Here is a 24,490-nt window from a genome sequence, read left to right on the forward strand (position 1 = left end):
TCACTGCTAAGGAGCCGCGAACGAGCCCGCCCCTTACGGTGAGGACGTGAACCAGCTCCGCGTGGGATATCTCTACGGGGTCAGCGCGTACCTGCTCTGGGGATTCTTCCCGTTCTACATCAAACTGCTCCGGCCGTCGGGTCCGGTGGAGATCCTGGCCCACCGGGTGATCTGGTCGGTGGTCTTCGTCGCGCTGCTGCTGGCCGTCACCCGTCACTGGGCGTTCCTGCGGAGCCTGGTTCGCCGGCCCCGGCTGCTCGCCGGCATCGCCGTCGCGGCCGTGCTGATCGCGGTCAACTGGGGCACGTACATCTACGGGGTGAACGCCGACCGGGTGGTGGAAACGGCCCTCGGCTACTTCATCAATCCGCTGGTCGTGGTCCTGCTCGGCGTGACCGTGCTGGGCGAGCGGCTGCGCCCGGCGCAGTGGAGCGCACTCGGCGTCGGCGGGCTGGCCGTGGTGGTCCTCGCCGTCGACTACGGTCAGCCGCCCTACATCGCGCTCACCCTGGCGCTCAGCTTCGGCGGGTACAGCCTGTTGAAGAAGCGGCTGGGGTTGCCGGCAGCCGAGGGGCTCTTCGTCGAGTCCAGCCTGCTCGCGGTCCCGGCCCTGGCCTATCTCGGCTGGCTCACCTGGCGCTCCGAGTCGAGCTTCGGCACCGGTTCGGCCGGGCACACGGTGCTGCTGGTGCTGGCCGGTGCGGCCACCGCGATCCCGCTGCTGCTCTTCGCCGGGGCGGCGAACCGGCTGCCGCTGAGCAGCCTCGGGGTGTTGCAGTACATGACGCCGTCGCTGCAACTGGTCCTGGGCGTGCTGGTCTGGCACGAGCCGATGCCACCGGCCCGGCTGGCCGGCTTCGCGCTGGTCTGGGTGGCACTGATCGTCTTCACCGTCGACGCGATCCGGCACGCCCGCCGACCTGCCCGCACCGCCGTCGCGGTCACCCCGGCCACCGAACCTGTTTGAGCGACCGCCTCACGGGTCAGCGGACGTCGTAGCCGAGAAGCGGGGTGCCGTCGACCCGGAGCACCTCCAGCCGGACCAGGTCCGCGCCGGAGAAGCGGGTCGCCCCGGTGAAGGTCACCTCGTCCCCGGGAGCGGCCAGCCACGAGCCCACCTGCTCGCTCGCGCCGTCCGGGCCGTACGCCATCAGCCGGAACGTGTACGCCTTGTGGTAGCCGGTACGGGCACCGTACGAGCAGTGCATGGTGACCTTGGTGCCCCACTGGGTTCCGTTCAGTCCGATCTCGGCACTGACCGGCACCGCGCCCGCGACCGGCTGCATGGCGACCATCCGTACCCGCAGGTCGGTTCCGGGCAGCGTGCCGGGGGCGCCGAGCCAGGCCGCGCCGATCCCGACCACCACCGCCAGGCAGGCGGCGGCGAGCGCGACGGAGGCGTACCGCAGTCGGGTCCTTCGCTGCTCCCGCGACCGTGCCGACCCGGCGGCCGTCAGCAGGCTGGGTAGCCGGGACTCCACGGTGGGCGAATGCCCGGTGATCCGCGCCAGACCGTCCGCGTCCAGTCGGCCGAGCAGACCCGGCAGGGCCGCGATCTCGGAGACCGCCTCCCGGCAGGCGGGACAGCCGGCGAGGTGCCGCTCGTAGGCGGCCCGCTCGGCCGGGGAGAGCGCGCCCAACACGTACGCGCCGTCGTCAAAGGCAAACTCACACCGCTCGTCGCGCTCGCTCATCTATTGGGTCACCCCCATCTCCGCCAGTACCAACCGCAGGGACCGCAGCGCGTAGTGCGTTCGCGACTTGACCGTGCCCGGCGGTACGCCGAGCCGCGCCGCCGCCTCCGCCACCGACCGGCCCTGGTAGAAGCACTCCACCAGCACCTCACGATGGGTCGGGGAGAGCCGGGCGAGCGCCTCGGCGACCATCCACGCCTCGACCGCCCGGTCCGCCTCGTCCAGCAACTGCGGCGGCTCCGGCAGGTCGTCGGTGATCACCTCGCCGACCCGGGTGTTCCGCCTGCGCCACGCGTCGATGGCCAGGTTGCGGGCGGTGGTGAAGAGCCAGGCCCGGACCGAGCCGCGTTGCGGGTCGAGTGCCTCCGGATGGCGCCAGGCCCGCAGCAGGGTCTCCTGGACCAGGTCCTCGGCCCGCTGTCGGTCACCGTTGACCAGGCGCAGCGAGTGCGCGAAGAGCGCCTCCGCGTGCTCGTCGTGCAGCGCGCGCAGCAACTCGGCGTCCCGGTCGCTGATGGCAACCCCCTCGCTGCCGCACCCGGCGTCGGCCCTCCGACACCCTTGCGCACTGTTTCACGCAGCCCGAACCCGAACGGTTCAGACGCCCGCAGGCTGCCGTTGTTCATGTGAGGTTCACCACGGCGCCGAAAGCCGCTCACGGCGCACTCCTAGCGTGCCGCTCAGGCCCCGCCCGCGTCTCGTTCGCCGAAACGTGGTGTGTGGACACCCGACACCTATGTGAACCAGCCAAGGAGGCCACTCCATATGAACGACCGTCCCCGGCTGCTCCCCCTGCTCGGGCCGACCGGTCATGGCGGCCGCAGCGCCATGACCTGCCTCTACCGCTGCGGTAACGCCTGCGACCACCCGGTACCGAACGAGTCCGACAACGAGTACTTCGGCGACGTCGTCAAGGCGGAGGTCACCCGTCGCGGAGTGGTCCGGGCCGGCGCCGTGGGTGCCCTCGTGCTCGGCTTCGGTGGCGCGGCCGCCGGGGCGCTGGCCGGTGCCGCCCCCGCCCTCGCCGCGCCCGGCGAGGGCGCGACCCCGGCACTGCCGGACGTCGAGTCCTTCACCGCCCGCAAGCCCCCGGCCGGCAACGGCGCCCTGACCTTCAAGTCGATCCCGCCGAACCGGCTCGACACGCTGGTCGTACCGAACGGCTACGACCACTCCGTGGTGATCCGCTGGGGCGACCCGGTCGCGCCGGACGCGCCCGAGCTGGACGTCCACCACCAGACCGCTGCCCGGCAGTCGAAGCAGTTCGGTTACAACAACGACTTCGTCGCCGTCCTGCCGTTGGACCGCAAGGGCGAGAAGGCACTGCTCGTGGTCAACCACGAGTACACCAACGAGGAGCTGATGTTCCCCGGCTTCACCTCGCTGGACGCGCTCACCGTCGAGCAGGTCCGGGCCACCATCGCCGCCCACGGCCTCTCCGTGGTCGAGGTGGAGCGGGTCGGCGGCACCGGTGAGTGGAAGCTGGTTCGCTCGGGCAAGCGGCCGTACAACCGGCGGATCACCGCGCTGAACACCCGGTTCGACTTCACCGGCCCGGCGGCCGGCTCGGCCTGGCTGAAGACGGCGGCGGACCCGCGCGGCATGGTCGCCATCGGTACGCTCAACAACTGCGCCGGCGGCGTCACCCCGTGGGGCACCGTCCTCTCCGGCGAGGAGAACTTCAACCAGTACTTCGTCGGCGGCAACGGCGCCCCGGAGGCGCTCAAGCCGAAGCTGGCCCGTTACGGCATCCCGACCACCGAGCGCTACCCGAGCGGCAGCCGCAAGTGGGACCGTGCCGACGAGCGCTTCGACCTGGCGAAGAACCCGAACGAGGTGCACCGGTTCGGCTGGGTGGTCGAGGTCGACCCGCTCGACCCGGAGGCCAAGCCCCGCAAGCACACCGCTCTCGGCCGGCTCAAGCACGAGGGCGCGAACGTCATCATCGCCAAGTCCGGCCACGTGGTCGCGTACATGGGTGACGACGAGCGGTTCGACTACATGTACAAGTTCGTGTCGGACAAGAAGTACATCAAGGGCAACTCCTGGACTGCCCGGCAGCACAACCTCACCCTGCTGGAGTCCGGCACGCTCTACGTCGCCAAGCTCGACTACACCAGCGCGGACGAGATCGACGGCTCCGGCAAGCTCCCGACCGACGGCGCGTTCAACGGCCGGGGCCGCTGGATCAAGCTGGTCCGGGGCAACACCTCGTACGTCCCCGGCATGACCGCGGCGGACGTGCTCACCTTCACCCGGCTCGCCGGTGACGCGGTCGGCGCGACCAAGATGGACCGGCCGGAGGACGTCGAGCCGTCGCAGGTCACCGGCAAGATCTACGTGGCGCTGACCAACAACACCAACCGTGGTGTCGGCAGCAACCCGAAGGTCGACGAGGCGAACCCGCGCAACGCGAACAAGCACGGCCAGATCCTGGAGATCGTCGAGGACAAGGGCGACCACACCGGCGAGAACTTCGCCTGGTCGCTCCCGATCGTCTGCGGCGACCCGACCGACCCGTCGACCTTCTTCGCCGGGTACGACAAGACCCAGGTCTCGCCGATCTCCTGCCCGGACAACGTGGCCTTCGACGGCGCGGGCAACCTCTGGATCTCCACCGACGGCAACGCGCTGGGCAGCAACGACGGCCTCTTCGCGACCCCGATCGAGGGACCGGAGAAGGGCCACCTGAAGCAGTTCCTGACCGTGCCGATCGGCGCCGAGACCTGCGGCCCGTTCATCAGCACGGACAACCGCTCGGTGTTCGTCGCCGTACAGCACCCGGGCGAGATCAGCGGCGCGTCGATCGAGAAGCCGGCCTCGAACTGGCCGGACGGCGACTTCGCCAAGCCGGGCGTTGTCGTCACCTGGCGCCTGGACGGCGGCCCGGTCGGTAGCTGACCGCCTCCGGTTTTTGTAAGGAAGGGCCCCTTATTAACGCATAGCGTTAATAAGGGGCCCTTCCTTACACCCGGGGGGCTCAGGTCTCGGTGGCGAGCCCGTCGGCGACCGACCGGGCCACGGTCAGCAGCTTGGCCCGGACCACCCGCGCGGAGGTCATCATCTCCGCGGCCGGCAACGCGCAGGCCAGTACGACCCGACGCTCCATGTCCTTGTCCGGCGACACCACGACGGCGGCACAGGCCACCCCCTGGCGGTACTGCCCCAACTCGAGGTGCATTCCGCGCCGGTCACCGGCGGTCAGGTCGGCCTCGAAGGTGTCGGTCGCGGTCAGGGTCGCGGTGGTGAACGGACGCATGCCGTACTCCCGCAGGTAGCGGAAGCGCTGTTCGGGCGTGAGCGTGGCCAGCAGGGCCTTGCCCAGCGCCGTGGCGTGCGCCCCCTCGTCGAAGCCGGGCACCAGATCCTCCAGGTACGGCGACCGTGGACCCTCCGCCACCGCCGTCACCGCCACCTGGCCACCGACAAAGCGACCGAGGAAGTGGCTGTAACCGCTGTCCGCCGACGCCCGCCGCAGCGACTCGCCGACCACCGGCGGTCCCCGGAACGCGGTCACCAACTCGCGGTAGCGGTCGGCCACCTCCAGGCCGACGATGTACGTGCCGTCCTCACGCCGGATTACGTAACCCTCGTACGCGAGGGTGCGTACGAGGTGGTAGGTGGTCGCCACGGTCAGCTCGCACCGCCGCGCGATCTGCTTCACGGTCAAGCCCTTCGGGGCGCGTCCGACCGCTTCGAGGACACGTAGCGCACGCGACACGCTACGGATCAGGTCCGAAGGTTCCGCCAGAGGGTCGCGCACAACCACCTCCGCCGCTGGGGCTTACACCATATGAAAAATCCGCCGACTACGAAATGCCCGTTCGGATCGAGGATGCCAGATCTACAGCGACACTGCGTGCAGCGACAGACACGGTAAGTTCCTCCACTCGGCCCACCCCGGCACACTCCCCGTGTCGGTTGCCCGGAAGTGGGCGGGATCACGTCAACCGGTCGGGACACCCGCCGCGTTCTATCCCCGTACAGCAGGAGGGAGCGGGGATGGGCACGGCCAAGGACCCGGCCGCCGCGCGTGACCAGGGCTTCCGTGACTTCTACCTGGCCCGGGGAACCCGCCTGCGCGGCACCGCCTACCTGCTCTGCGGCGACTGGCACCTGGCCGAGGACCTGGTCCAGGCCGCCTTCACCAAGCTCTACCTGGCCTGGCCCCGGATCTACCGGTACGAACACCTCGACCAGTACGCCCACCGCACGCTGATGCACACCTTTTTCAGCGAACGGCGACGCGGCTGGCGGCGGGAGGACCCGGTACGCGAACTTCCCCGCGAGCCGGCCGACGACAACGGCGCCGCCACCCGTACCGAGGACCGGCTGGTGCTGCTCGACGCGCTCGCCGGCCTGCCCGACCGGCAGCGCGCCACCCTGGTGCTGCGCTTCTTCGAGGACATGTCGGTCGAGCAGACCGCCGACCTGCTCGGAATCACCAGGGGCGCGGTCAAGACACACACGCACCGGGCGCTGGCGACCCTGCGCTCGAGACTCGGCTCGCTGGCGCTGGGCCCGACCGACGCGCTGGCGCTGGTTCCGAAGGAGGAGATCCGATGACCGAGACGCCGATCCGGGAGCTGCTTTCGCGGGCCGTCGGGGACGGTCCGCCGCCCGGAATCCAACTACCGGTCGACGACGTGCTCTTCCGTAACGCGCGGGTGCTGCGCCGCCGACGGATCGGTCAGACGCTCGCCACCGTGGCGGCCCTCGGCGGTGTCGCCGGTCTGGCCCTGTTCCTCCCCGGACGGCCACCGGCGGCACTACCCGCCGCACCGGTGGTGCTCCCGTCGACCACGATGCCCCCGCCGCCCACCGGACCACCACCGCCGACCGGCCCGTCCACCGATTACCAGGTCCGGGCACTGGCGCTGATGGACCGGCTCGTCGCCGCCGTACCGAGGGGCTATACGCTGCCGAATCAGGACAGTGTCCCCGGGCCGGGGGACAGCAGCTACTCGTTGCGCGACACAGCCTGGCGCAACCCCTCCCGACCGGGCAAGGACATGTACTCGGCAAGCGTGGAGGTACAGCTGGACGGCCGGGCGGCGGTGCTGAGCGTCCGGGTCACCGACTGGGTCCCGAGCGGCGTGCCGACGACCGGCGACCTCTGCGCCACCCGGGTCAACTCCGACGAGCAGAGTTGTCGGGTGGTGACCGCCACCAACGGCACCCCGGTACGGGTCGGTAGCTGGAGTCCCGTGACAGGCTCGGTGGACGAGGCCACCTACGTCACCGGCGGCGTGATGATCACGTTTTACCAGGGCGGCCAGCCACGCCCCGGCGTGTACGCACTCGGCCGCGCGGTACTGCCGGACCGGCAGATCGCCGATCTGATCACCGATCCGGCCCTGCTCCCCTAGGTGCCGGCCCGGCACCGCCCGCGAACACAAGACAGAGCACCAGCACGACACGTAACACGAGCACGAGACAGAGCACCAGCACGGCACGTAACGCGAGCACGAACACGAGACAGAACACCACCACGACACGTAACGCGAGCACGAGACAGACCGCGAGCACGAGACAGAACGCGAACACGAGACAGAACGCGAACACGAGAGCGCACCAGCGCCGGTCGCCCGTACCCCGAGGAGCCCGCCATGCCCGCCCGCCGTACCGGAGCACGCCGTCGGCCGTCCAAGCGCCGCCGCCTACTGGTACCCGCCACGGTGATCGCGGTGCTCGGCCTCGCGGTCGGCGTCGCCGGGGTGGTCGAGGCGCTCGGCGGCTTCCCGGCCCCGTCCCTGGCCGACGCGCCACGCGGGCACGCCGCCAACGTGACGCCCTCGGGCGGCATCGCCTCCCCCTCGACGGCCGCCAGCGCCGTCGGCGTCTCGCCGTCCCCCTCGGCCGCCGTGCCGCCGGAGCCGGTGACCTACCCGATGGTCGGCCCTCGCACCTGGCGTACGGCCGGCGGCCGCAGCCCGGTCCTCGGCACCTCCGGCCAGCTCCTGCGGTTCCGGATCTCCGTCGAGAACGGGATCGCGGGGATCACTCCGGAGGAGTTCGCCGACGTGGCGGTCGCCACCCTCGGTGACAAGCGCAGTTGGACCGGAGACGGGCGTTGGCGGCTGCAACGGGTCGGCCCGAACGAGTCTGCGGCCTTCACCATCTACCTCGCCACGCCGGCCACCCGGGACCAGCTCTGCGACGAGGGATTCGACCGCTACACCTCGTGCCGCAACGGCAACTCGGTCGTGATCAACGTGGCTCGCTGGGCACACGGCGTCCCGAACTACGGCGCTCCCCTGGCGGACTACCAGCAGTACGTGATCAACCACGAGGTCGGCCACCGGCTCGGACAGGGCCACCAGCTCTGCCCCGGCCCCGGCAAGCTCGCACCCGTGATGCAGCAGCAGACCCTCGGCATGCACGGCTGCAAGCCGAACCCGTGGCCGATGCAGAACGGGAAGTTCTACGCCGGCCGCTCCGGCCAGTACAACGACCCCATTCCCGACCCGAACTGAACCACCGGGCGCCGCCCCGCCCCTGTTGTTCGCCGATGATTCGGCCTCGCCGATGATCCTGAAGGGTTTGGCTCGTCACAGCCGGCCGAACTCTTCGTGATCAAGAGGACCAGGGCGTCGCGGAGCCAGCCAGCACCACGCGAGCCGCGTCGACGAAGTCGGCGCGGCTCAGCTCGTCCGGTCCGCGATAAAGCAGAGGTCGGCGCAGCTCAGCTCGTCCGGTCCGCGATGAGGAAGAAGTCGGCGCGGCTCAGCTCGTCCGGTCCGCGATGAAGTCGCAGAGGGATTCGAGAGCCAGCCGGGCGGAACAGTCCGGCAGTGCCGAGAGCTGTTCACGGGCGTCCTCGGCGTAGCTGCGAACGGTCTCACGGGCGCGCTTGAGGGCCGGCGACTCGCGCAGCAGCCCGAGCGCCTCGGCGTGCAGGGCGTCGTCGGTGACCGGGCCGGCGGAGAGGATCTCACGCAGGCGTACGGAGGCGGCGTCGGCGTCGTCGGAGGCGAGCGCGTACAGCACCGGCAGGGTCGGCACGCCCTCGCGCAGGTCGGTGCCGGGCGTCTTGCCCGACTGCACCGATTCCGAGGCGATGTCGAGCAGGTCGTCGGAGAGCTGGAACGCCACCCCGATCGTCTCGCCGTAGCCGGCCAGCGCTTCGATGTGCGCCTGGGGAGCGCCGCCGAACATGCCGCCGAAGCGGGCCGAAGTGGCGATCAGGGAGCCGGTCTTCTCGCCGATCACGTTCAGGTAGTGGGCCACCGGGTCCTCGCCGGCCCGTACGCCGACGGTTTCGGCGATCTGTCCGTGCACCAGCCGGGCGAAGGTACGGGCCTGGAGGCGCACCGCCTCGGGGCCGAGGTCGGCGGCGATGTCGGCGGCACGGGCGAACAGGTAGTCGCCGACCAGGATCGCGACCGAGTTGGTCCAGCGCGAGTTGGCGCTGGGGGCGCCTCGGCGGACGGCGGCCTCGTCCATCACGTCGTCGTGGTAGAGCGTGGCGAGGTGGGTCAGCTCCATCACCACCGCCGCCGGCACCACGAGTGGCGAGGTGGGGTCACCGAACTGGGCCCCGAGCGCGACCAGCAGCGGCCGGAACCGCTTGCCACCGGCTTCCACCAGGTGCCGCGCCGCCTCCGTCACCAGCGGGTCGGCGCTTGCCACACTGGCCCACAGCTCGGTCTCGACCGAACCGAGGACCGCCAGGGCCGACGCCTCGACTTCCGCGTCGACAAAGTCGAGCCCAATTCCCGTCAGGCCGTCCGCCGGTCTCCCCACGCTCTCAACCATGCCACACCGGCCCGACCACCCCTGGTTGGGGGCGGTCGGCAACCATCGTCTGCGGATACGGGCGCTGGGCGGTGATCCTGGTCACTTGACGAATTCTGCGGCGCCGTTGGCGAGGTCCAGCAGCGGTGCCGGCACCACGCCGAGGGCGAGCGTCGCGACCACGCCGATGGTGAGCGCGGCCGAGGTGAGCCCGCCCGGGATCGACACCGTCGGGGTCGACTCGCCCGGCTCGGAGAGCCACATCATGACGACCACCCGCAGGTACGGGAAGGCAAGGATCATGCTGGTGAGCACACCGGCGATCACCAGCCAGGTCTCCCCGCCGTCCAGCGCCGCCCCGAAGACCGCGAACTTGCTGGTGAAGCCACTGGTCAGCGGGATGCCGGCGAAGGCCAGCAGGAGGAACGTGAACAGCCCGGCGAAGAGCGGCGAGCGGCGCCCCAGACCGGCCCAGCGGGACAGGTGGGTGGCCTCCCCGTCGGCGTCCCGGACCAGGCTCACCACGCCGAACGCGGCGATCACCGTGAAGCCGTACGCGACCAGGTAGAACATCGTGCTGGAGAGGCCGTCCCGGGTGAGCGCGAGCACACCGACGAGCAGGTAACCGGCGTTCGCCACGGAGGAGTACGCGAGCAGCCGCTTCATGTCGGTCTGGGTGACCGCCAGCACCGCACCGACCAGCATGGTCAGTACGGCAACCGCGCCGAGGACCGGGGTGAAGTCCCAGGCCGCCCCGGCGAACGCCACGTAGAGCACCCGCAGCAGACCACCGAAGGCGGCGATCTTGGTGCAGGCGGCCATGAAGGCCGTGACCGGGGTCGGCGCGCCCTGGTAGACGTCGGGGGTCCAGACGTGGAACGGCGCGGCGGCGGCCTTGAAGAGCAGCCCGATGGCGATCATGGCGATGCCGGCGACCAGCAGGATCCGGCTGTTCGACGACTCGGTGACCGCGTTGCTGATGGTGGCGAAGTCGACGCCGCCCGGCTCGTCACCCGGTCGACCGTTGGTCACACCGGCGGTGAAGCCGTAGGTGAGCGCGATGCCGAAGAGGAAGAATGCCGAGGCGTACGCGCCGAGCATGAAGTACTTGAGCGCGGCCTCCTGGCTGAGCAGCCGCCGACGGCGGGCCAGCGCGCAGAGCAGGTACAGCGGCAGCGAGAAGACCTCGAGCGCGATGAACATGGTGAGCAGGTCGTTGGCGGCGACAAAGAGCAGCATGCCGCCGACCGCGAACATGGTCAGCGGGAAGACCTCGGTCGCCCCGCCCTCCTCGGCCGCCTGCCGGCGGTCCTCCTCGGAGCCGACCGTGACCGCCGCGTGGGCGACGAAGGGGCCGCCGTGCTCCAGCGTGCGCTCACCGATCATCAGCAGGGCCATCGCGGCGAGCACGATGATCCCGCCCTGGAGGAAGAGCGTGGGACCGTCGACGGCGACCGCCGCACCGGCGGTGACCGTCTGGGTGGTCCGCTCCAGCACCACCACGATCAGGGCGGCGACCAGGGCGGCCAGGCCGAGGACGAGCTGCACCACGTGCCGGAGGCGGCGCGGGACGAACGCCTCGACCAGGATCCCGACGCAGGCCGCTCCGACCAGGATCAGGATCGGCGCGAGGGCCGCGTAGTCGATGGAGGGCAACTGCAGCGTGTTCATTTCGCGGCCTCCGGAAGGTGCCCGACCGTCGGAGCGGGGTCGGACTTGCCGACGTTCTCCATCGTGGCCTTGACGGCGGGGTTGATGACATCGGTGACCGGCTTCGGGTAGAAGCCGAGCACGAGGATGAGCGCGATCAGTGGTGCGACGACGACCTTCTCCCGCAGGTTCAGGTCATGTCGCATGCCCTCGACCTCGGTCAGGGCCGGGTTCAGGGTGCCCTGCGTGGTGCGCTGGACCATCCACAACACGTACGCGGCGGCCAGGATGATGCCGGCGGTGGCGATGATGGCGACCGGCTTGTTCACCGTGTAGGTGCCGATCAGCACCAGGAACTCGGAGATGAACGGGGCCGTGCCGGGCAGGGCCAGTGAGGCCAGACCGGCGAAGAAGAGCACCCCGGCCAGCACCGGGACCAGCTTGCCGGCCCCGCCGAAGTCGCTGATCAGCGCCGAGTTGCGACGCGCGACGAACATGCCGACCACCAGGAAGAGCAGGCCGGTGGCGAGACCGTGGTTGAGCATGTAGAGCACCGCGCCGGTGCCGGCCTGGGTGGTGAAGGCGAAGATGCCGACGCCGATGAAGCCGAAGTGCGCGATCGAGGTGTACGACACCAGCCGCTTCAGGTCGTTCTGGCCGACCGCGAGCAGCGCCGCGTAGATGATGCCGATCACGCCCAGGGCCAGTGCCCAGGGTGCGAACCAGCGAGACGCCTCCGGGAAGAGCGGCAGGCAGTAGCGCAGGATGCCGAAGGTGCCGACCTTGTCCATCACGCCGACGAGCAGCGCGGCGGAGCCGGCCGGGGCGGCGCCACCGGCGTCCGGCAGCCAGGTGTGGAACGGGAAGAACGGTGCCTTGATCGCGAAGGCGATGAAGAAGCCGAGGAAGAGCCAGCGCTCCGTGCCGGTGGAGATGTCCATGCTCGGCAGCGTCTGGAGCAGCGTCGCCCAGTCGAAGGTCTTGCCGCCGACGACCCAGAGACCGATCACCGCGGCGAGCATGAACAGACCGCCGACGAGCGAGTACAGGAAGAACTTCACCGCGGCGTACTGGCGCTGGTGCCCGCCGTAGCTCCCGATCAGGAAGTACATCGGGACGAGCATGACCTCAAAGAACACGTAGAACAGGAACACGTCGGCGGCGGCGAAGACGCCGATCATCGTGCACTCGAGCAGCAGCAGCAGCGCGAAGTAGACCGGCACCGAGCGCTTCGACTTGTCCGCGTCGTGCCAGCTCGCCAGGATCACCAGCGGCACCAGGATCGCGATCAGCATCAGCATCACCAACGCGATGCCGTCGGCCGCGAAGGTGAAGTTGACGCCCCAGCGCGGAATCCAGGAGTAGGACTCGCGGAACTGCAACCGGTCACCGTCGGCCTGGAAGGCCACCCACATGAAGATCGAGAGCACCAGTACGCCGAGCGACCAGACGAGCGCGACCCGCTTGGCCAGCTCCGGCTGGCTGCGTGGCAGGAACGCCACGACCAGGGCACCGACCAGCGGCGCCAGCGTCAGTACGGAGAGGAAGGGAAAATCCTCCATCAGGCCAGCCATCCCATCTGCAGGGCCAGGAACGCCGCCACCACCAGCAGGGCGCCGGTGAGCATCGACATCGCGTACGACCGGACGAACCCGGTCTGCAGCCGGCGCAGCCGGCCGGAGCCGCCGCCGACCGCCGCGGCCAGTCCGTTGACCAGCCCGTCGATGCCGCGGTTGTCGAGGTAGACCAGGGCCCGGGTGAGGAAGATGCCGGGCTTTTCGAAGACCGCCTCGTTGAACGCGTCGGTGTAGAGGTTGCGCCGTGCCGCCCGTACCACCGGGCCGACCGGCTGCTGTTGCAGCGCGGTGCCCTTACGGAACAGCAGCCAGGCCAGGGCGGCGCCGAGCACGGTCAGCACCAGCGAGAGCGTGGTGATCACGCCGTGCGAGAGCACCCCGTGCGCACCCTCCTCCGCCTCCGGCAGCACGGCCGGAGCCAGCCAGTCCGGTACGGAGGTGGCCAGCAGCGCACCGGCGCCGAGCGATCCGATGCCGAGCAGGATCAGCGGGATCGTCATCACCGCGGGCGACTCGTGCGGGTGCTCGATGTCCTCGGTCCACCGCTTCGGGCCGTGGAAGGTGAGTACGAACAGCCGGGTCATGTAGAACGCGGTGAGACCGGCGCCGAGCAGCGCTGCCCCGCCGTACAGCCAGGCGGTCCAGCCGTGCCGCTCGAACGCGGCGGCGATGATCGGCTCCTTGGAGAAGTAGCCCGAGAACGGCCACATGCCGATGATCGCGAGCCAGCCGGCGCCGAAGGTGAGCCAGGTGATCCGCATGTACTTGGCCAGCCCGCCGAAGCGGCGGATGTCGACCTGGTCCTTCATGCCGTGCATGACCGAACCGGCGCCGAGGAACATGTTGGCCTTGAAGAAGCCGTGCGCCAGCAGGTGGATGATGGCCAGCGCGTACGCCCCGCCGCCGAGCCCGACGCCGAGGAACATGTAGCCGATCTGGCTCACCGTGGACCAGGCGAGCACCCGCTTGATGTCGTCCTTGGCCGCGCCGATGATGCAGCCCATCAGCAGGGTGAGCGCGCCGACGCTGACCACCACGGTCTGCAGCGTGTGGTCGGCCGAGAAGATCGGGTTCGACCGGGCGATCAGGTAGACACCGGCGGTGACCATGGTCGCGGCGTGGATCAGCGCGGAGACCGGGGTCGGGCCCTCCATCGCGTCCGGCAACCATGCCTGGAGCGGGAACTGGCCGGACTTGCCGGCCGCGCCGAGCAGCAGCAGCAACCCCATCGCCAGCACGGTGCCACCGGCCAGGGTGCCGGCGTCGACGCCGCCGATCACCCCGTTGAAGACCTCGTTGTACTGGGTGGTGCCGAAGGTGGCGAACATGATGAAGATCGCGATCGCCAGGCCGGCGTCGCCGACCCGGTTCATCAGGAACGCCTTCTTACCGGCGGTGGCCGCCGACGGGCGGACGTACCAGAAGGAGATCAGCAGGTACGACGCCAGACCGACGCCCTCCCAGCCGAAGTAGAGCATCACGTAGTTGTTGCCGAGCACGAGCATGAGCATCGCGGCGACGAACAGGTTGAAGTACGCGAAGAATCGACGCCGGCCCGGGTCGTGCTCCATGTAGCCGACCGCGTACACGTGGATCAGGAAACCCACGCCGGTGATCAGCAGCACGAAGACCCCGGACAGCGGGTCGAAGAGCAGGCCGAAGTCGACCTTGAAGTTGCCGACCGAGATGAACTCCCAGAGGCTGCTCTCGACGGACTTGTTGTCCAGGCCGCGCAGCTGGAAGAAATAGGTCAGGCCAAGCACGAAGGCGGCGCCGATACTCGCCACGCCCAGCCAGTGACCCCACCGGTCGGCCCGTCGGCCGAGCAGCAGGAGGATCGCCGCGCTGGCCAGCGGGATGGCCACCAGCAGCCACACGCTGCTCAGTAGCCCCGTGGCCTGGGCGTACTCCACAGTCTCTTCCACTCGAGGGCCCCTTTAGTACTTCAGCAGGTTGGCGTCGTCGACGCTCGCGGAGCGTCGAGTCCGGAAGATCGACATGATGATCGCGAGTCCGACCACGACCTCGGCCGCGGCGACCACCATCACGAAGAACGCCATGATCTGGCCGTTGAGGTCGCCGTTGATCCGACTGAAGGTGACCAGTGCCAGGTTGGCCGCGTTGAGCATCAGCTCGACGCACATGAACAGCACGATCGCGTTGCGCCGGACGAGAACCCCGACCGCGCCGATGGTGAACAGCACCGAGGCGAGGACGAGGTAGTACTCGGGTCTCATTTCTCGGTCCCCTTCAGCGCGGTCTCCGACTCGGTCATCTCCCGGGTCGGCAGGATCTCCGGCACGCTCCGCTCACTGAGCGAACCGTCCGGGAGCCGACCGGGGGTGGCGACGGAACTCGACGTGGCGAAGACACCCGGGCCGGGCTTCGGTCCGGGGTAGTTGCCCGGCGCGAAGCGCGCCTTCATCGTCGCGATCTGGTCCATCCGGTCCTCCTTGCGCCGCTCCACGTGGGCCAGCACCATCGCGCCGACCGCCGCCGTGATCAGCAGCGCCGAGGTGATCTCGAAGGCGAAGACGTACTTGGTGAAGAGGAGCGACGCGATGCCCTGGACGTTGCCGTCCCGGTTCGCCTCCTCCAGCCCCACCGCCGTGGTGCCCTCGACCGCCCGGTAGACCCCGCTCGCCACCAGCGCGGCGAAGCCGAGGCCGAGGGCGATCGCGGCGACCCGCTGACCGCGCAGGGTCTCGATCAGGGAGTCCGAGGCGTCCCGGCCGACCAGCATGAGCACGAACAGGAAGAGCATCATGATCGCGCCGGTGTAGACGATGATCTGCACCATGCCGATGAACGGCCCCGCCTGGAGCACGTAGAACACGCCCAGGCAGAGCATGGTCAGCACCAGCCAGAGCGCGGAGTGCACCGCGTTGCGGGCGGCGACCATGCCGAGCGCGCCGATCAGGGCGAGCGGGGCGAGGATCCAGAAGGTCACCGCCTCGCCGGTGGAGACGTCGCCGGCTGCGGCGAGCACCGTCTGCGTCGTCATCACTTGTCTCCAGTCGAGCCGGCGGCGTCCGCCGTGCCGGTCTCCGACCAGGGCGCCCGCTCGGCACCGGCCGAGGTCCCCGGATTGGTCAGCGCGCCGACGTAGTAGTCCTTCTCGGTGTCCCCGAGCCGCATCGGGTGCGGCGGCTGCTCCATCCCGGGCAGCAGCGGCGCGAGGAGCTGCTCCTTGGTGAAGATCAGGTCCTGCCGGGAGTCGCGGGCCAGCTCGTACTCGTTGCTCATGGTCAGCGAACGGGTCGGGCAGGCCTCGATGCAGAGCCCGCAGAAGATGCAGCGGGCGTAGTTGATCTGGTACGTGCTGGCGTACCGCTCACCCGGCGAGAAGCGCTGCTCGTCGGTGTTGTCGCCGCCCTCGACGTAGATCGCGTCGGCCGGGCAGGCCCAGGCGCACAGCTCGCAGCCGATGCACTTCTCCAGCCCGTCCGGGTGACGGTTGAGGATGTGCCGGCCGTGGTAGCGCGGCGCCGGGGTCGGCGGCTTGAACGGGTAGTCGGTGGTGACCACCTTCTTGAACATGTGCGAGAAGGTGACCCCGAAACCCTTGAAGGTCCCCGAGATGCCCACGTCACACCTCCTTCTCGTCCGCGCCAGCGGTGATGACTGCCTGCTCCCGCTCGGCGACCGCGCGCTTGAGCCGCGGACTCGGCGGGACCACCAGGTCCATGGGGGGCAGCGGGAAGCTGCCGGTCGGGCGCGAGCGCACCTGCTGTTGCAGGGTCTCGGTCGGCTCCGGCTTGCGGTTGGGCCAGAAGAGCACGATCAGCAGCAGGACCGCGACCACGATGCCGATGACGATCCAGCGGTCGGTGGCACGCCAGCCGTCGATCGAGCGGATGCCGGAGAGCGCCAGGATCCAGACCAGGTTGATCGGCAGCAGGACCTTCCAGCCGAACCGCATGAACTGGTCGTACCGGAGCCGGGGCAGCGTGCCACGGAGCCAGACGAAGACGAAGACCAGCAGGATCACCTTGCCGAGGAACCAGAGCAGCGGCCACCAGCCGGAGTTCGCCCCCTCCCAGAAGGTGATCGGCCAGGGGGCCCGCCAGCCGCCCAGGAAGAGGGTGACGGTGACCGCCGACATGGTGACCATGGCGACGTACTCGGAGAGCATGAAGAGCGCGAACTTCAGCGAGCTGTACTCGGTCATGAAGCCGGCGACCAGCTCGGACTCGGCCTCGGGCAGGTCGAACGGCGCCCGGTTGGTCTCGCCCACGATGGCGATGAAGAAGATGATGAAGCTCGGCAGCAGCAGGATCGCGTACCAGGCCGGCGCGGTCGGGTGCCAGCCGAAGATGTCCCAGCTCACCGACGAGTTGCCGGACTGTGCGGCGACGATCCCGCTGGTCGACATGGTGCCGGCGGTCATGAAGACGGCGACGATGGAGAGCCCCATCGCGACCTCGTACGAGATCATCTGGGCGCTCGACCGCAGCCCGCCGAGGAGCGGGTACGTCGAACCGGAGGCCCAGCCGCCGAGCACGATGCCGTAGACGCCCATCGAGGAGCAGGCCAGGATCACCAGCACCGCCACCGGCACGTCGGTGACCTGTAGTGGCGTCCGCTCACCGAAGATGCTCACCATCGGACCGAACGGGACGACCGAGAGTGCCGTCACCGCGCTGATCACCGAGATGGTCGGCGCGAAGAAGAAGACCACCTTGTCCGCGGCCCTCGGCAGGATGTCCTCCTTGAAGGCCATCTTGAGGCCGTCGGCGAGGGTCTGCAGCAGACCGAACGGGCCGACCTGGTTCGGGCCGGGCCGGACCTGCATCCGACCGACCACGCGCCGCTCGAACCAGACGCCGAGCAGGGTGGCCAGCACCGCGAAGACAAACGCAAAGACGATTTTGAGTAGCACCAGCCACCAGGTGTCCTTGCCGAAGTCGGCGAGGGTCGGATCCTGGGCCAGGTAGTCAATCGTCATCGGGTACCACCTCCTGCTGCCGTGTTGAGCAGCGGGCCGGGCCGGTCGGCCGCGTCCGCGGCGACCAGGTGGGACGCACCGGCGGAGAGCCGGACGATCGCGCCCGAGGTGGCGCCGAGGCTGCGCCGGACCGTCGAGCCGGGCGAGTTGGTCGGCAGCCAGACCACACCGTCGGGCATGTCGGTGATCTCCAGCGGCAGGGTGAGCGCACCCCGGTCGGTGCCGACCGTGACCGCGTCACCGTCGCCGACGCCGAGCGCGTCCGCCGCCGCCTTGCCCAGCCGGACCACCGACGGGCGGGCGGTGCCGCCGAGCTGCTCGTCGCCCTCGGTCAGGCTGCCCAGGTCGATCAGGTGGTGCCAGGTCGAGAGCACCGCCTCGGCCGAGCCGGTGGTGGCAACCTCGGCCGGTTCGACCGCCGGGCTGGCCGGGCGGGTCGCCCGGGTCACCGGCAGGCCGCCGAGTTCGCGGCGGATGGCGTTCACGTCGGCCGTACCGAGTTGGACACCGAGCTGCGCGGCGAGCGCGTCGAGCACCCGGGCGTCGGTCATCGCGGTCGTGTTGAGCACGGCCTCGAAGGTGCGCAGCCGGCCCTCCCAGTCGAGGAAGCTGCCGGCCTTCTCCACCACCGGTGCGACCGGGAAGACCACGTCGGCCCGGCGGGTGACCGCGCCGCCCTTGATCTCAAGGCTGATCAGGAACTGGACCTTCTCCAGCGCCTCCTCGGCCAGTCGCGGGTCGGACAGGTCGGACGGGTCGACCCCGGCCACCACCAGCGCGCCGATCTTGTCCTCGGCCACCGCCTTGATGATCTGGTCGGTGTCCCGCCCGGGCTGGCTCGGGATCACCCCGGCCGCCACGTCCCAGGCACCGGCCAGCTCGGCCCGCGCGCCCGGGTCACTCACCGGGCGTCCGCCCGGCAGCAGGTTGGGCAGGCAGCCCGCGTCGACCGCACCCCGGTCGCCCGCTCGCCGAGGCACCCAGGCCAGCTTGGCACCGGTACGTTCGGCGATCGCCGCGGCGGCCGAGAGCCCACCCGGTACGGTGGCGAGCCGCTCGCCGACAAAGAGGATCGCGCCCGGCGTGCTCAGCGCCTCGGCGACCGTGTCGTGCTCGGCCAGCACCCGCGCCTCCTCACCCGGGACGACCCGGGCGAGCTTGGCGCCGAGCTTCTCCAGCCCCCGGCTGGCGAACGGGGCCAGCGCGTAGACCCTGAGGCCCTTCTTCTGGTACGCCTTGCGCAGACGCAGGAAGAGGATCGGGCACTCCTCCTCCGGCTCCAGCCCGGCGAGCACCACCGCGGGGGCCTGCTCGATGTCGGCGTAGGTCACGTCGGTCACGCCGGCCACGTCGCTCGCCAGGAACTGGGTCTCCTCGGCGGCCACCGGGCGGGCCCGGAAGTCGATGTCGTTGGTGTTCAGCGCGACCCGGGCGAACTTCGCGTACGCGTACGCGTCCTCGACGGTGAGCCGGCCACCGGTCAGCACGCCGATGCCGTACGCGCCGTCCCGGGTCCGACGCAGCCCCTCGGCGGCGAAGGCGAACGCCTCGCTCCAGGAAGCCTCGCGCAGCTCACCGGTCTTGGCGTCGCGGATCAGCGGGTTGGTGAGCCGCTCGTTGGCGGTGCTGTAGCGGAAGCCCCAGCGGCCCTTGTCGCAGTTCCACTCCTCGTTCACCGCGGCGTCGTCGCCGGCCAGCCGGCGCTGCACCTTGCCCCGGCGGTGGTCGGTGCGCTGGGCGCAGCCGGCCGAGCAGTGCTCGCAGACGCTCGGGGTGGAGACCAGGTCGAACGGGCGGGCCCGGAACCGGTACTGGGCGCCGGTGAGGGCGCCGACCGGGCAGATCTGCACCGTGTTGCCGGAGAAGTACGAGTTGAACGGGACGTCTCCGGCGCCACCGGCGTCCCGGCCGGTGCCGTCGCCCTCGCCACCGTAGACCTCGTCCCGGTAGACGTTGATCTGCTCACCCGAGGAGCGGTCCATCAGGTCGATGAACTTGTCCCCGGCGATCTCCTCGGAGAACCGGGTGCAGCGCTGGCAGAGCACGCACCGCTCGCGGTCGAGCAGGACCTGGGAGGAGATGTTGATCGGCTTCTCGTACTCGCGCTTCTGTTCGTGGAAACGCGACTCGGGGCGGCCGGTGGACATCGCCTGGTTCTGGAGTGGGCACTCGCCGCCCTTGTCGCACATCGGGCAGTCGAGCGGGTGGTTGAGCAGGAGCAGCTCCATCACCCCCTCCTGCGCCTTCTTGGCGACCGGGGAGGTGAGCTGCGTCTTCACCACCATGCCCTCGGCGACCGTCTGGGTGCAGGAGGCGACCGGCTTGCGCTGGCCCTCCACGTCGACCAGACACTGCCGGCAGGCCCCGGCCGGGGCGAGCAGCGGGTGGTCGCAGAACCGGGGGATCTCGATGCCGAGCTTCTCGGCGGCCCGGATGAGCAGCGTGCCCTTGGGCGCGGTCACCTCGATGCCGTCGATGGTGAGGGTGACGGTCTCCACCGGCGCGGCGGCGCCGGCCGGGTTGACGGCCTTCAGATCGGTCATTAGTGCGCACCTACCAACTGCTTGTCCGACAGCTTCGGCGCGGTGCGCCCCTCGATGTAGTCGAGGTAGTCCTGCTTGAAGTACTGCAGGGACGAGGTCACCGGGCTGGTCGCGCCGTCGCCCAGACCGCAGAACGAGCGGCCGAGGATGTTGTCACAGGTGTCGAGCAGGGTGTCCAGGTCCTCCTGGGTGCCCTGTCCGGAGAGGATCCGGCGGTAGACCCGGACCATCCAGTAGTTGCCCTCCCGGCACGGGGTGCACTTGCCGCACGACTCGTGGTGGTAGAACTCCAGCCACCGGTAGGTCGCGTAGACCGGGCAGTCCTGGTCGGAGAAGATCTGGGTCGCGGTGGTGCCGAGGATCGAGCCGGCCGCCGCCACCCCCTCGAAGTCGAGCGGTACGTCCAGGTGGTCGGCGGTGAGCAGCGGGGTCGACGAGCCGCCCGGGGTCCAGAACCGCAGGTTGTGTCCGGGCTGCATGCCACCGGCCAGCTCGATCAGCTCGCGCAGGGTGATGCCGAGACCGGCCTCGAACTGCCCCGGGTTGTTCACCCGACCGGAGAGCGAGTAGATCATCGGCCCGGAGGACTTCTCCGTACCCATGCTCTTCCACCAGTCGGCCCCGCCGAGCACGATGTACGGCACGCTGGCGATGGTGCCGACGTTGTTGACCACGGTCGGCGCGGCGTAGAGGCCGTGCGTCGCCGGGAACGGCGGGCGCAGCCGGGGCTGGCCCCGGAAGCCCTCCAACGAGTCGAGCAGCGCGGTCTCCTCGCCGCAGATGTACGCCCCGGCGCCGCTGTGCACCACCAGGTCCAGGTCGAAACCGGAGCCGAGGATGTTCTTGCCGAGGTAACCGGCCCGGTACGCCTCGTCGACCGCGTGCCGCAGCCGCCGGGCGGCGTGCACCGCCTCGCCCCGGATGTAGATGTAGGCGCGGCTGGCCCGGATCGCGTACGACGCGATGATCACGCCCTCGACCAGCGAGTGCGGGTCGTGGGTCATCAGCGGCAGGTCCTTGCAGGTGCCCGGCTCGCCCTCGTCGGCGTTGACCACCAGGTAGTGCGGCTTGCCGTCGCCCTGTGGGATGAAGCCCCACTTGAGCCCGGTCGGGAAGCCCGCGCCGCCACGACCGCGCAGCCCGGAGTCCTTGATCAGTTGGATCAGGTCGTCCGGGTGGGCGGCGATCGCCTTGCGCAGCGCGGCGTAACCGTCGAGCCGCTGGTAGACGTCGAGTTTCCAGGCGTCCGGGGAGAGCCAGCGCTTGGTCAGCACCGGGGTCAGCTTTGCCAGCGTCTCCGGCCGAGGCGTACTCATTCTTGAGCCTCCTTCAACGAACGCTGCTGCTGCTGCGCGTCGTCACCGGCCGGCTTGCCATCACTGGCGGGCGGGTTGGTGGCGGTGCCTGCGGCGGCGGCGGCCTGTGCGTCCGCCGGTGCCGGCGGTTCGCCGTCGACCGGGGTGGCTACCCCCGGCGCGTCCGGTGCCGGCGTCTTCGCGTCCGGCGCGCGGGTCTCCGCGGTACGCAACTGCGGCGACTTCTGGTCCGGCGCCGGAACGTCCGGCGCGGTGGTGCCGGTCGCGGCGGCCGGCCGGGTGGTGGCCGGTGCCGGTGCGGCGTCCTGCTTGCGCTTGATCGGGGTGTTCGGGTCGAAGCCCTTCACCGAGATGCCGTGCTGCTCGGCCAGGCGCAGCCCGCGCAGCGTGGGCTCGCCGGCCACGCCGTCGGCCACCGCGCCCTCGCGCTCGTCGGAGAAGCCGGCGAGTTGCAGCGACATCTCCTTGAGCGTGCAGAGCCGGGCGCCCCGGCTCGGCGTCGGCCGGTTGCCGGCCCGCAGCTCGTTGACCACACCGACCGCGCCGTCCGGGTCGACCTGGTCGAAGAAGTCGTAGTTGACCGTCATCACCGGGCCGTAGTCGCACGCGGCCAGGCACTCGGCGTGCTCCAGCGTGATGCTGCCGTCGGCGGTGGTCTCGTCGTGCCCGACCCCGAGGTGCTCGGAGAGGGCGTCGTAGACCTGCTGGCCGCCGAGCACGTTGCACATCGTGTTGGTGCAGACGCTGACCAGCCAGTCGCCGGTCGGCCGGCGCTTGTACATGGTGTAGAAGGTCGCGACCGCGCCGACCTGCGCCTTGTTCAGCCCGAGGACCTCGGCACAGAACGACACGCCGGCCGGGGAGACGTAACCCTCCTCGGACTGGACCAGGTGCAGCAGCGGCAGCAGGGCCGAGCGGGACCGGTCGGCCGGGTAGCGCGCGACGATCTCCCGCGCCCGCCCGTACGTCTCTTCACTGAAGCCCATCAGCGATCACACCCACCCATCACCGGATCCAGAGAGGCACCGCCCGCGATCACGTCCGCGATCAGACCACCCTCGGCCATCGCCGGGATGGCCTGGAGGTTGACGAAGCTCGGCTCGCGGTAGTGCACCCGGTAGGGCCGGGTGCCCCCGTCCGAGACGGCGTGCACGCCGAGTTCGCCCCGGGGCGCCTCGATCGCGACGTAGACCTGGCCCGGCGGCACCCGGAAGCCCTCGGTGACGAGCTTGAAGTGGTGGATCAGCGACTCCATCGACTGACCCATGATCTTCGCGACGTGTTCGAGGGAGTTGCCCATGCCGTCGACGCCGATGGCGAGCTGCGCCGGCCAGGCGATCTTCTTGTCGGCGACCATGATCGGGCCGGGCCGGAGCCGGTCGAGCGCCTGCTCGATCAGCTTGAGCGACTCGCGGATCTCACCGAGCCGGACCTGGTAGCGGCCCCACACGTCGGCGTCCTCCGAGGTCGGCACGTCGAACTCGTACGTCTCGTAGCCGCAGTACGGCATCGTCTTGCGCAGGTCCCAGGGGAGCCCGGCGGAACGGAGCACCGGACCGGTGATGCCGAGCGCGACACAACCGGTCACGTCGAGCACGGCCACGTTCTTGGTCCGCTCGATCCAGATCGGCTGCCCGGAGAGGAGGTCCTCGTACTCCTTGAGCCGCTTCGGCATCATCGCCAGGAACTCGCGGATCTTGACGATCGCCGCGTCCGGTACGTCCTGCGCGACGCCGCCGGGGCGGACGTACGCCATGTTCATCCGCAGACCGGTGATCATCTCGAAGATGTCGAGGATGTACTCACGCTCGCGGAAGCCGTACAGCATGATCGAGATCGCGCCGAGCTCCATGCCGGTGGTGGCGAGCCAGACCAGGTGCGACGCGACCCGGTTCAGCTCCATCATCAGCACCCGGATCGTGGTCGCCCGCTCGGTGACCTCGTCGGTGATGCCGAGCAGCTTCTCCACGGCCAGGCTGTACGCCGTCTCGTTGAAGATCGGAGCCAGGTAGTCCATCCGGGTCACGAACGTCGAGCCCTGCACCCAGTTGCGGTATTCGAGGTTCTTCTCGATGCCGGTGTGCAGGTAGCCGACGACGCTGCGGGCCTCGCGGACCGTCTCGCCCTCGAGTTCGAGGATCAGGCGCAGCACCCCGTGGGTGGAGGGGTGCTGCGGACCCATGTTGACCACGATCCGCTCGTCGGCGATCGGGTCGTGGCCGGCGACGACGGTGTCCCAGTCGCCACCGGTGACGGTGAAGACCCGGCCCTCGGTCGTCTCGCGTTCGGCCGCGTATCCAGGAGTGGTCATTACTGGTAACTCCTCCGCTTGTCCGGCGGTGGGATCTCCGCGCCCTTGTACTCGACCGGCACGCCACCGAGCGGGTAGTCCTTGCGCTGCGGGTGACCCTCCCAGTCGTCCGGCATCAGGATCCGGGTCAGGCCGGGATGGCCGTCGAAGACGATGCCGAACATGTCGTACGTCTCCCGCTCCTGCCAGTCGGCGGTCGGGTAGATCGCGGTGACGCTCGGCAGGTTCGGCTCCTCGGCCGTCACGGCGGCCTCCAGCCGGATCCGCCGCCGGTAGGTCATCGAGGTCAGCTCGTAGATCACGTGCAGCCGGCGGTCGTCGCTGCCCAGGTAGTCGACCCCCGAGACCGAGGAGCAGAGCTCGAACCGGAGCGCCCGGTCGTCCCGGAGCACCTGGCAGACCTCGGCGATCCGCTCGGGGCGTACGTGCAGGGTCAACTCGCCCCGGTCGACGACGATCTTCTCGATCGCGTCGGCGAAGGCGGGGTACGCCTCCTCCAGCGCGTCCCGGACCTCGTCGAAGTAGCCGCCGTACGGCCTCGGGCTGTCGACCAGGCCGACCCGGCGGCGAACCAGCCCGCCGAAGCCGGAGGTGTCACCCGAGCCCTGGATGCCGAACATGCCGCGCCCGGCCGGGCTGGCCGGCGGGTGTTCGGCCGGGGCGCCGCTGGTCGCGCCGACCGGCGGCGCGTTCATCGGTACGCCGCCGCCGGGC

22 protein-coding genes are annotated in these 24,490 nt (G+C 70.0%); 5 read left to right on the forward strand and 17 right to left on the reverse strand.

Going from position 1 to position 24,490, the window contains the following annotated elements; all coding sequences use genetic code 11:
- Positions 1-46 precede the first annotated feature (46 nt).
- Positions 47-967, forward strand: a complete 921-nt coding sequence (gene rarD / locus ACI2K4_RS14355) for an EamA family transporter RarD (protein ID WP_404511261.1) — start codon at positions 47-49, stop codon at positions 965-967.
- Between the two features lie 16 nt (positions 968-983).
- Here rarD and ACI2K4_RS14360 read toward each other — a convergent pair whose 3' ends face one another.
- Both ACI2K4_RS14360 and ACI2K4_RS14365 read right to left on the reverse strand, forming a co-directional pair.
- Positions 984-1,694, reverse strand: coding sequence for an anti-sigma factor family protein (locus ACI2K4_RS14360; RefSeq protein ID WP_404511263.1), 711 nt, complete (start codon positions 1,692-1,694; stop codon positions 984-986).
- On the reverse strand, positions 1,695-2,210 hold the full coding sequence (locus tag ACI2K4_RS14365) for a sigma-70 family RNA polymerase sigma factor (RefSeq protein WP_404511827.1): 516 nt from the start codon (positions 2,208-2,210) through the stop codon (positions 1,695-1,697).
- Between the two features lie 249 nt (positions 2,211-2,459).
- Between ACI2K4_RS14365 and ACI2K4_RS14370 the strand changes: the two genes are divergently transcribed.
- Positions 2,460-4,595: a PhoX family protein gene (locus ACI2K4_RS14370; RefSeq protein ID WP_404511265.1), complete on the forward strand. Its 2,136-nt coding sequence runs from the start codon at positions 2,460-2,462 to the stop codon at positions 4,593-4,595.
- Between the two features lie 79 nt (positions 4,596-4,674).
- Here the strand turns inward: ACI2K4_RS14370 and ACI2K4_RS14375 are convergent, their stop codons facing one another.
- On the reverse strand, positions 4,675-5,457 hold the full coding sequence (locus ACI2K4_RS14375; protein WP_404511267.1) for an IclR family transcriptional regulator: 783 nt from the start codon (positions 5,455-5,457) through the stop codon (positions 4,675-4,677).
- A 239-nt stretch (positions 5,458-5,696) separates the two neighbouring features.
- Here ACI2K4_RS14375 and ACI2K4_RS14380 point away from each other — a divergent pair, with 239 nt between their 5' ends.
- Entirely contained in the window at positions 5,697-6,260 is a 564-nt protein-coding gene (locus ACI2K4_RS14380) for a SigE family RNA polymerase sigma factor (RefSeq protein WP_404511269.1), read from the forward strand.
- Complete coding sequence (locus ACI2K4_RS14385; protein WP_404511271.1) at positions 6,257-7,063, forward strand: hypothetical protein; 807 nt, start codon at positions 6,257-6,259, stop codon at positions 7,061-7,063. The genes ACI2K4_RS14380 and ACI2K4_RS14385 overlap by 4 nt, the downstream gene beginning before the upstream one ends.
- On the opposite strand, the gene ACI2K4_RS14390 is transcribed toward ACI2K4_RS14385, so the two are convergent.
- On the reverse strand, positions 7,038-7,259 hold the full coding sequence (locus ACI2K4_RS14390) for a hypothetical protein (protein ID WP_404511273.1): 222 nt from the start codon (positions 7,257-7,259) through the stop codon (positions 7,038-7,040). The genes ACI2K4_RS14385 and ACI2K4_RS14390 overlap by 26 nt on opposite strands.
- Positions 7,260-7,303: 44 nt before the next feature.
- Between ACI2K4_RS14390 and ACI2K4_RS14395 the strand changes: the two genes are divergently transcribed.
- A complete protein-coding gene (locus ACI2K4_RS14395) occupies positions 7,304-8,170 on the forward strand; it encodes a DUF3152 domain-containing protein (RefSeq protein ID WP_404511275.1) in 867 nt (288 codons plus the stop codon).
- A 250-nt stretch (positions 8,171-8,420) separates the two neighbouring features.
- On the opposite strand, the gene ACI2K4_RS14400 is transcribed toward ACI2K4_RS14395, so the two are convergent.
- The 13 genes from ACI2K4_RS14400 to ACI2K4_RS14460 form a co-directional block, all read right to left on the reverse strand.
- A complete protein-coding gene (locus ACI2K4_RS14400) occupies positions 8,421-9,452 on the reverse strand; it encodes a polyprenyl synthetase family protein (protein WP_404511277.1) in 1,032 nt (343 codons plus the stop codon).
- Positions 9,453-9,533: 81 nt separating this feature from the next.
- Complete coding sequence (gene nuoN, locus ACI2K4_RS14405) at positions 9,534-11,102, reverse strand: NADH-quinone oxidoreductase subunit NuoN (protein ID WP_404511279.1); 1,569 nt, start codon at positions 11,100-11,102, stop codon at positions 9,534-9,536.
- On the reverse strand, positions 11,099-12,643 hold the full coding sequence (locus tag ACI2K4_RS14410) for an NADH-quinone oxidoreductase subunit M (RefSeq protein ID WP_404511281.1): 1,545 nt from the start codon (positions 12,641-12,643) through the stop codon (positions 11,099-11,101). The genes nuoN and ACI2K4_RS14410 overlap by 4 nt, the downstream gene beginning before the upstream one ends.
- Positions 12,643-14,583, reverse strand: coding sequence for an NADH-quinone oxidoreductase subunit L (gene nuoL / locus ACI2K4_RS14415; protein WP_404511283.1), 1,941 nt, complete (start codon positions 14,581-14,583; stop codon positions 12,643-12,645). Before nuoL ends, ACI2K4_RS14410 begins: the two co-directional genes overlap by 1 nt.
- A 12-nt stretch (positions 14,584-14,595) precedes the next feature.
- Positions 14,596-14,895: an NADH-quinone oxidoreductase subunit NuoK gene (nuoK, locus tag ACI2K4_RS14420; RefSeq protein WP_121158151.1), complete on the reverse strand. Its 300-nt coding sequence runs from the start codon at positions 14,893-14,895 to the stop codon at positions 14,596-14,598.
- Positions 14,892-15,662, reverse strand: coding sequence for an NADH-quinone oxidoreductase subunit J (locus ACI2K4_RS14425; protein WP_404511285.1), 771 nt, complete (start codon positions 15,660-15,662; stop codon positions 14,892-14,894). Before ACI2K4_RS14425 ends, nuoK begins: the two co-directional genes overlap by 4 nt.
- On the reverse strand, positions 15,662-16,246 hold the full coding sequence (nuoI, locus tag ACI2K4_RS14430; RefSeq protein WP_404511287.1) for an NADH-quinone oxidoreductase subunit NuoI: 585 nt from the start codon (positions 16,244-16,246) through the stop codon (positions 15,662-15,664). The genes ACI2K4_RS14425 and nuoI overlap by 1 nt, the downstream gene beginning before the upstream one ends.
- A 1-nt stretch (position 16,247) precedes the next feature.
- The gene (gene nuoH, locus ACI2K4_RS14435; protein WP_404511829.1) at positions 16,248-17,600 is read right to left on the reverse strand and encodes an NADH-quinone oxidoreductase subunit NuoH; all 1,353 of its coding nucleotides are present in this window, start codon (positions 17,598-17,600) and stop codon (positions 16,248-16,250) included.
- A 2-nt stretch (positions 17,601-17,602) separates the two neighbouring features.
- A complete protein-coding gene (locus ACI2K4_RS14440) occupies positions 17,603-20,149 on the reverse strand; it encodes an NADH-quinone oxidoreductase subunit G (RefSeq protein WP_404511289.1) in 2,547 nt (848 codons plus the stop codon).
- Positions 20,149-21,465, reverse strand: a complete 1,317-nt coding sequence (gene nuoF / locus ACI2K4_RS14445; protein WP_404511291.1) for an NADH-quinone oxidoreductase subunit NuoF — start codon at positions 21,463-21,465, stop codon at positions 20,149-20,151. The genes ACI2K4_RS14440 and nuoF overlap by 1 nt, the downstream gene beginning before the upstream one ends.
- The gene (gene nuoE, locus ACI2K4_RS14450; protein WP_404511831.1) at positions 21,462-22,454 is read right to left on the reverse strand and encodes an NADH-quinone oxidoreductase subunit NuoE; all 993 of its coding nucleotides are present in this window, start codon (positions 22,452-22,454) and stop codon (positions 21,462-21,464) included. The genes nuoF and nuoE overlap by 4 nt, the downstream gene beginning before the upstream one ends.
- Positions 22,451-23,776 carry an NADH-quinone oxidoreductase subunit D gene (locus ACI2K4_RS14455; protein WP_404511293.1) on the reverse strand — a complete coding sequence of 442 codons (1,326 nt, stop codon included), beginning with the start codon at positions 23,774-23,776 and terminating at the stop codon, positions 22,451-22,453. Before ACI2K4_RS14455 ends, nuoE begins: the two co-directional genes overlap by 4 nt.
- Complete coding sequence (locus tag ACI2K4_RS14460; RefSeq protein WP_404511833.1) at positions 23,776-24,471, reverse strand: NADH-quinone oxidoreductase subunit C; 696 nt, start codon at positions 24,469-24,471, stop codon at positions 23,776-23,778. Before ACI2K4_RS14460 ends, ACI2K4_RS14455 begins: the two co-directional genes overlap by 1 nt.
- Positions 24,472-24,490 lie beyond the last annotated feature (19 nt).

Origin of the sequence: Micromonospora sp. NPDC050397, from assembly GCF_044901685.1 — a bacterium.
Classification (GTDB): Bacteria; Actinomycetota; Actinomycetes; order Mycobacteriales; family Micromonosporaceae; genus Micromonospora_G.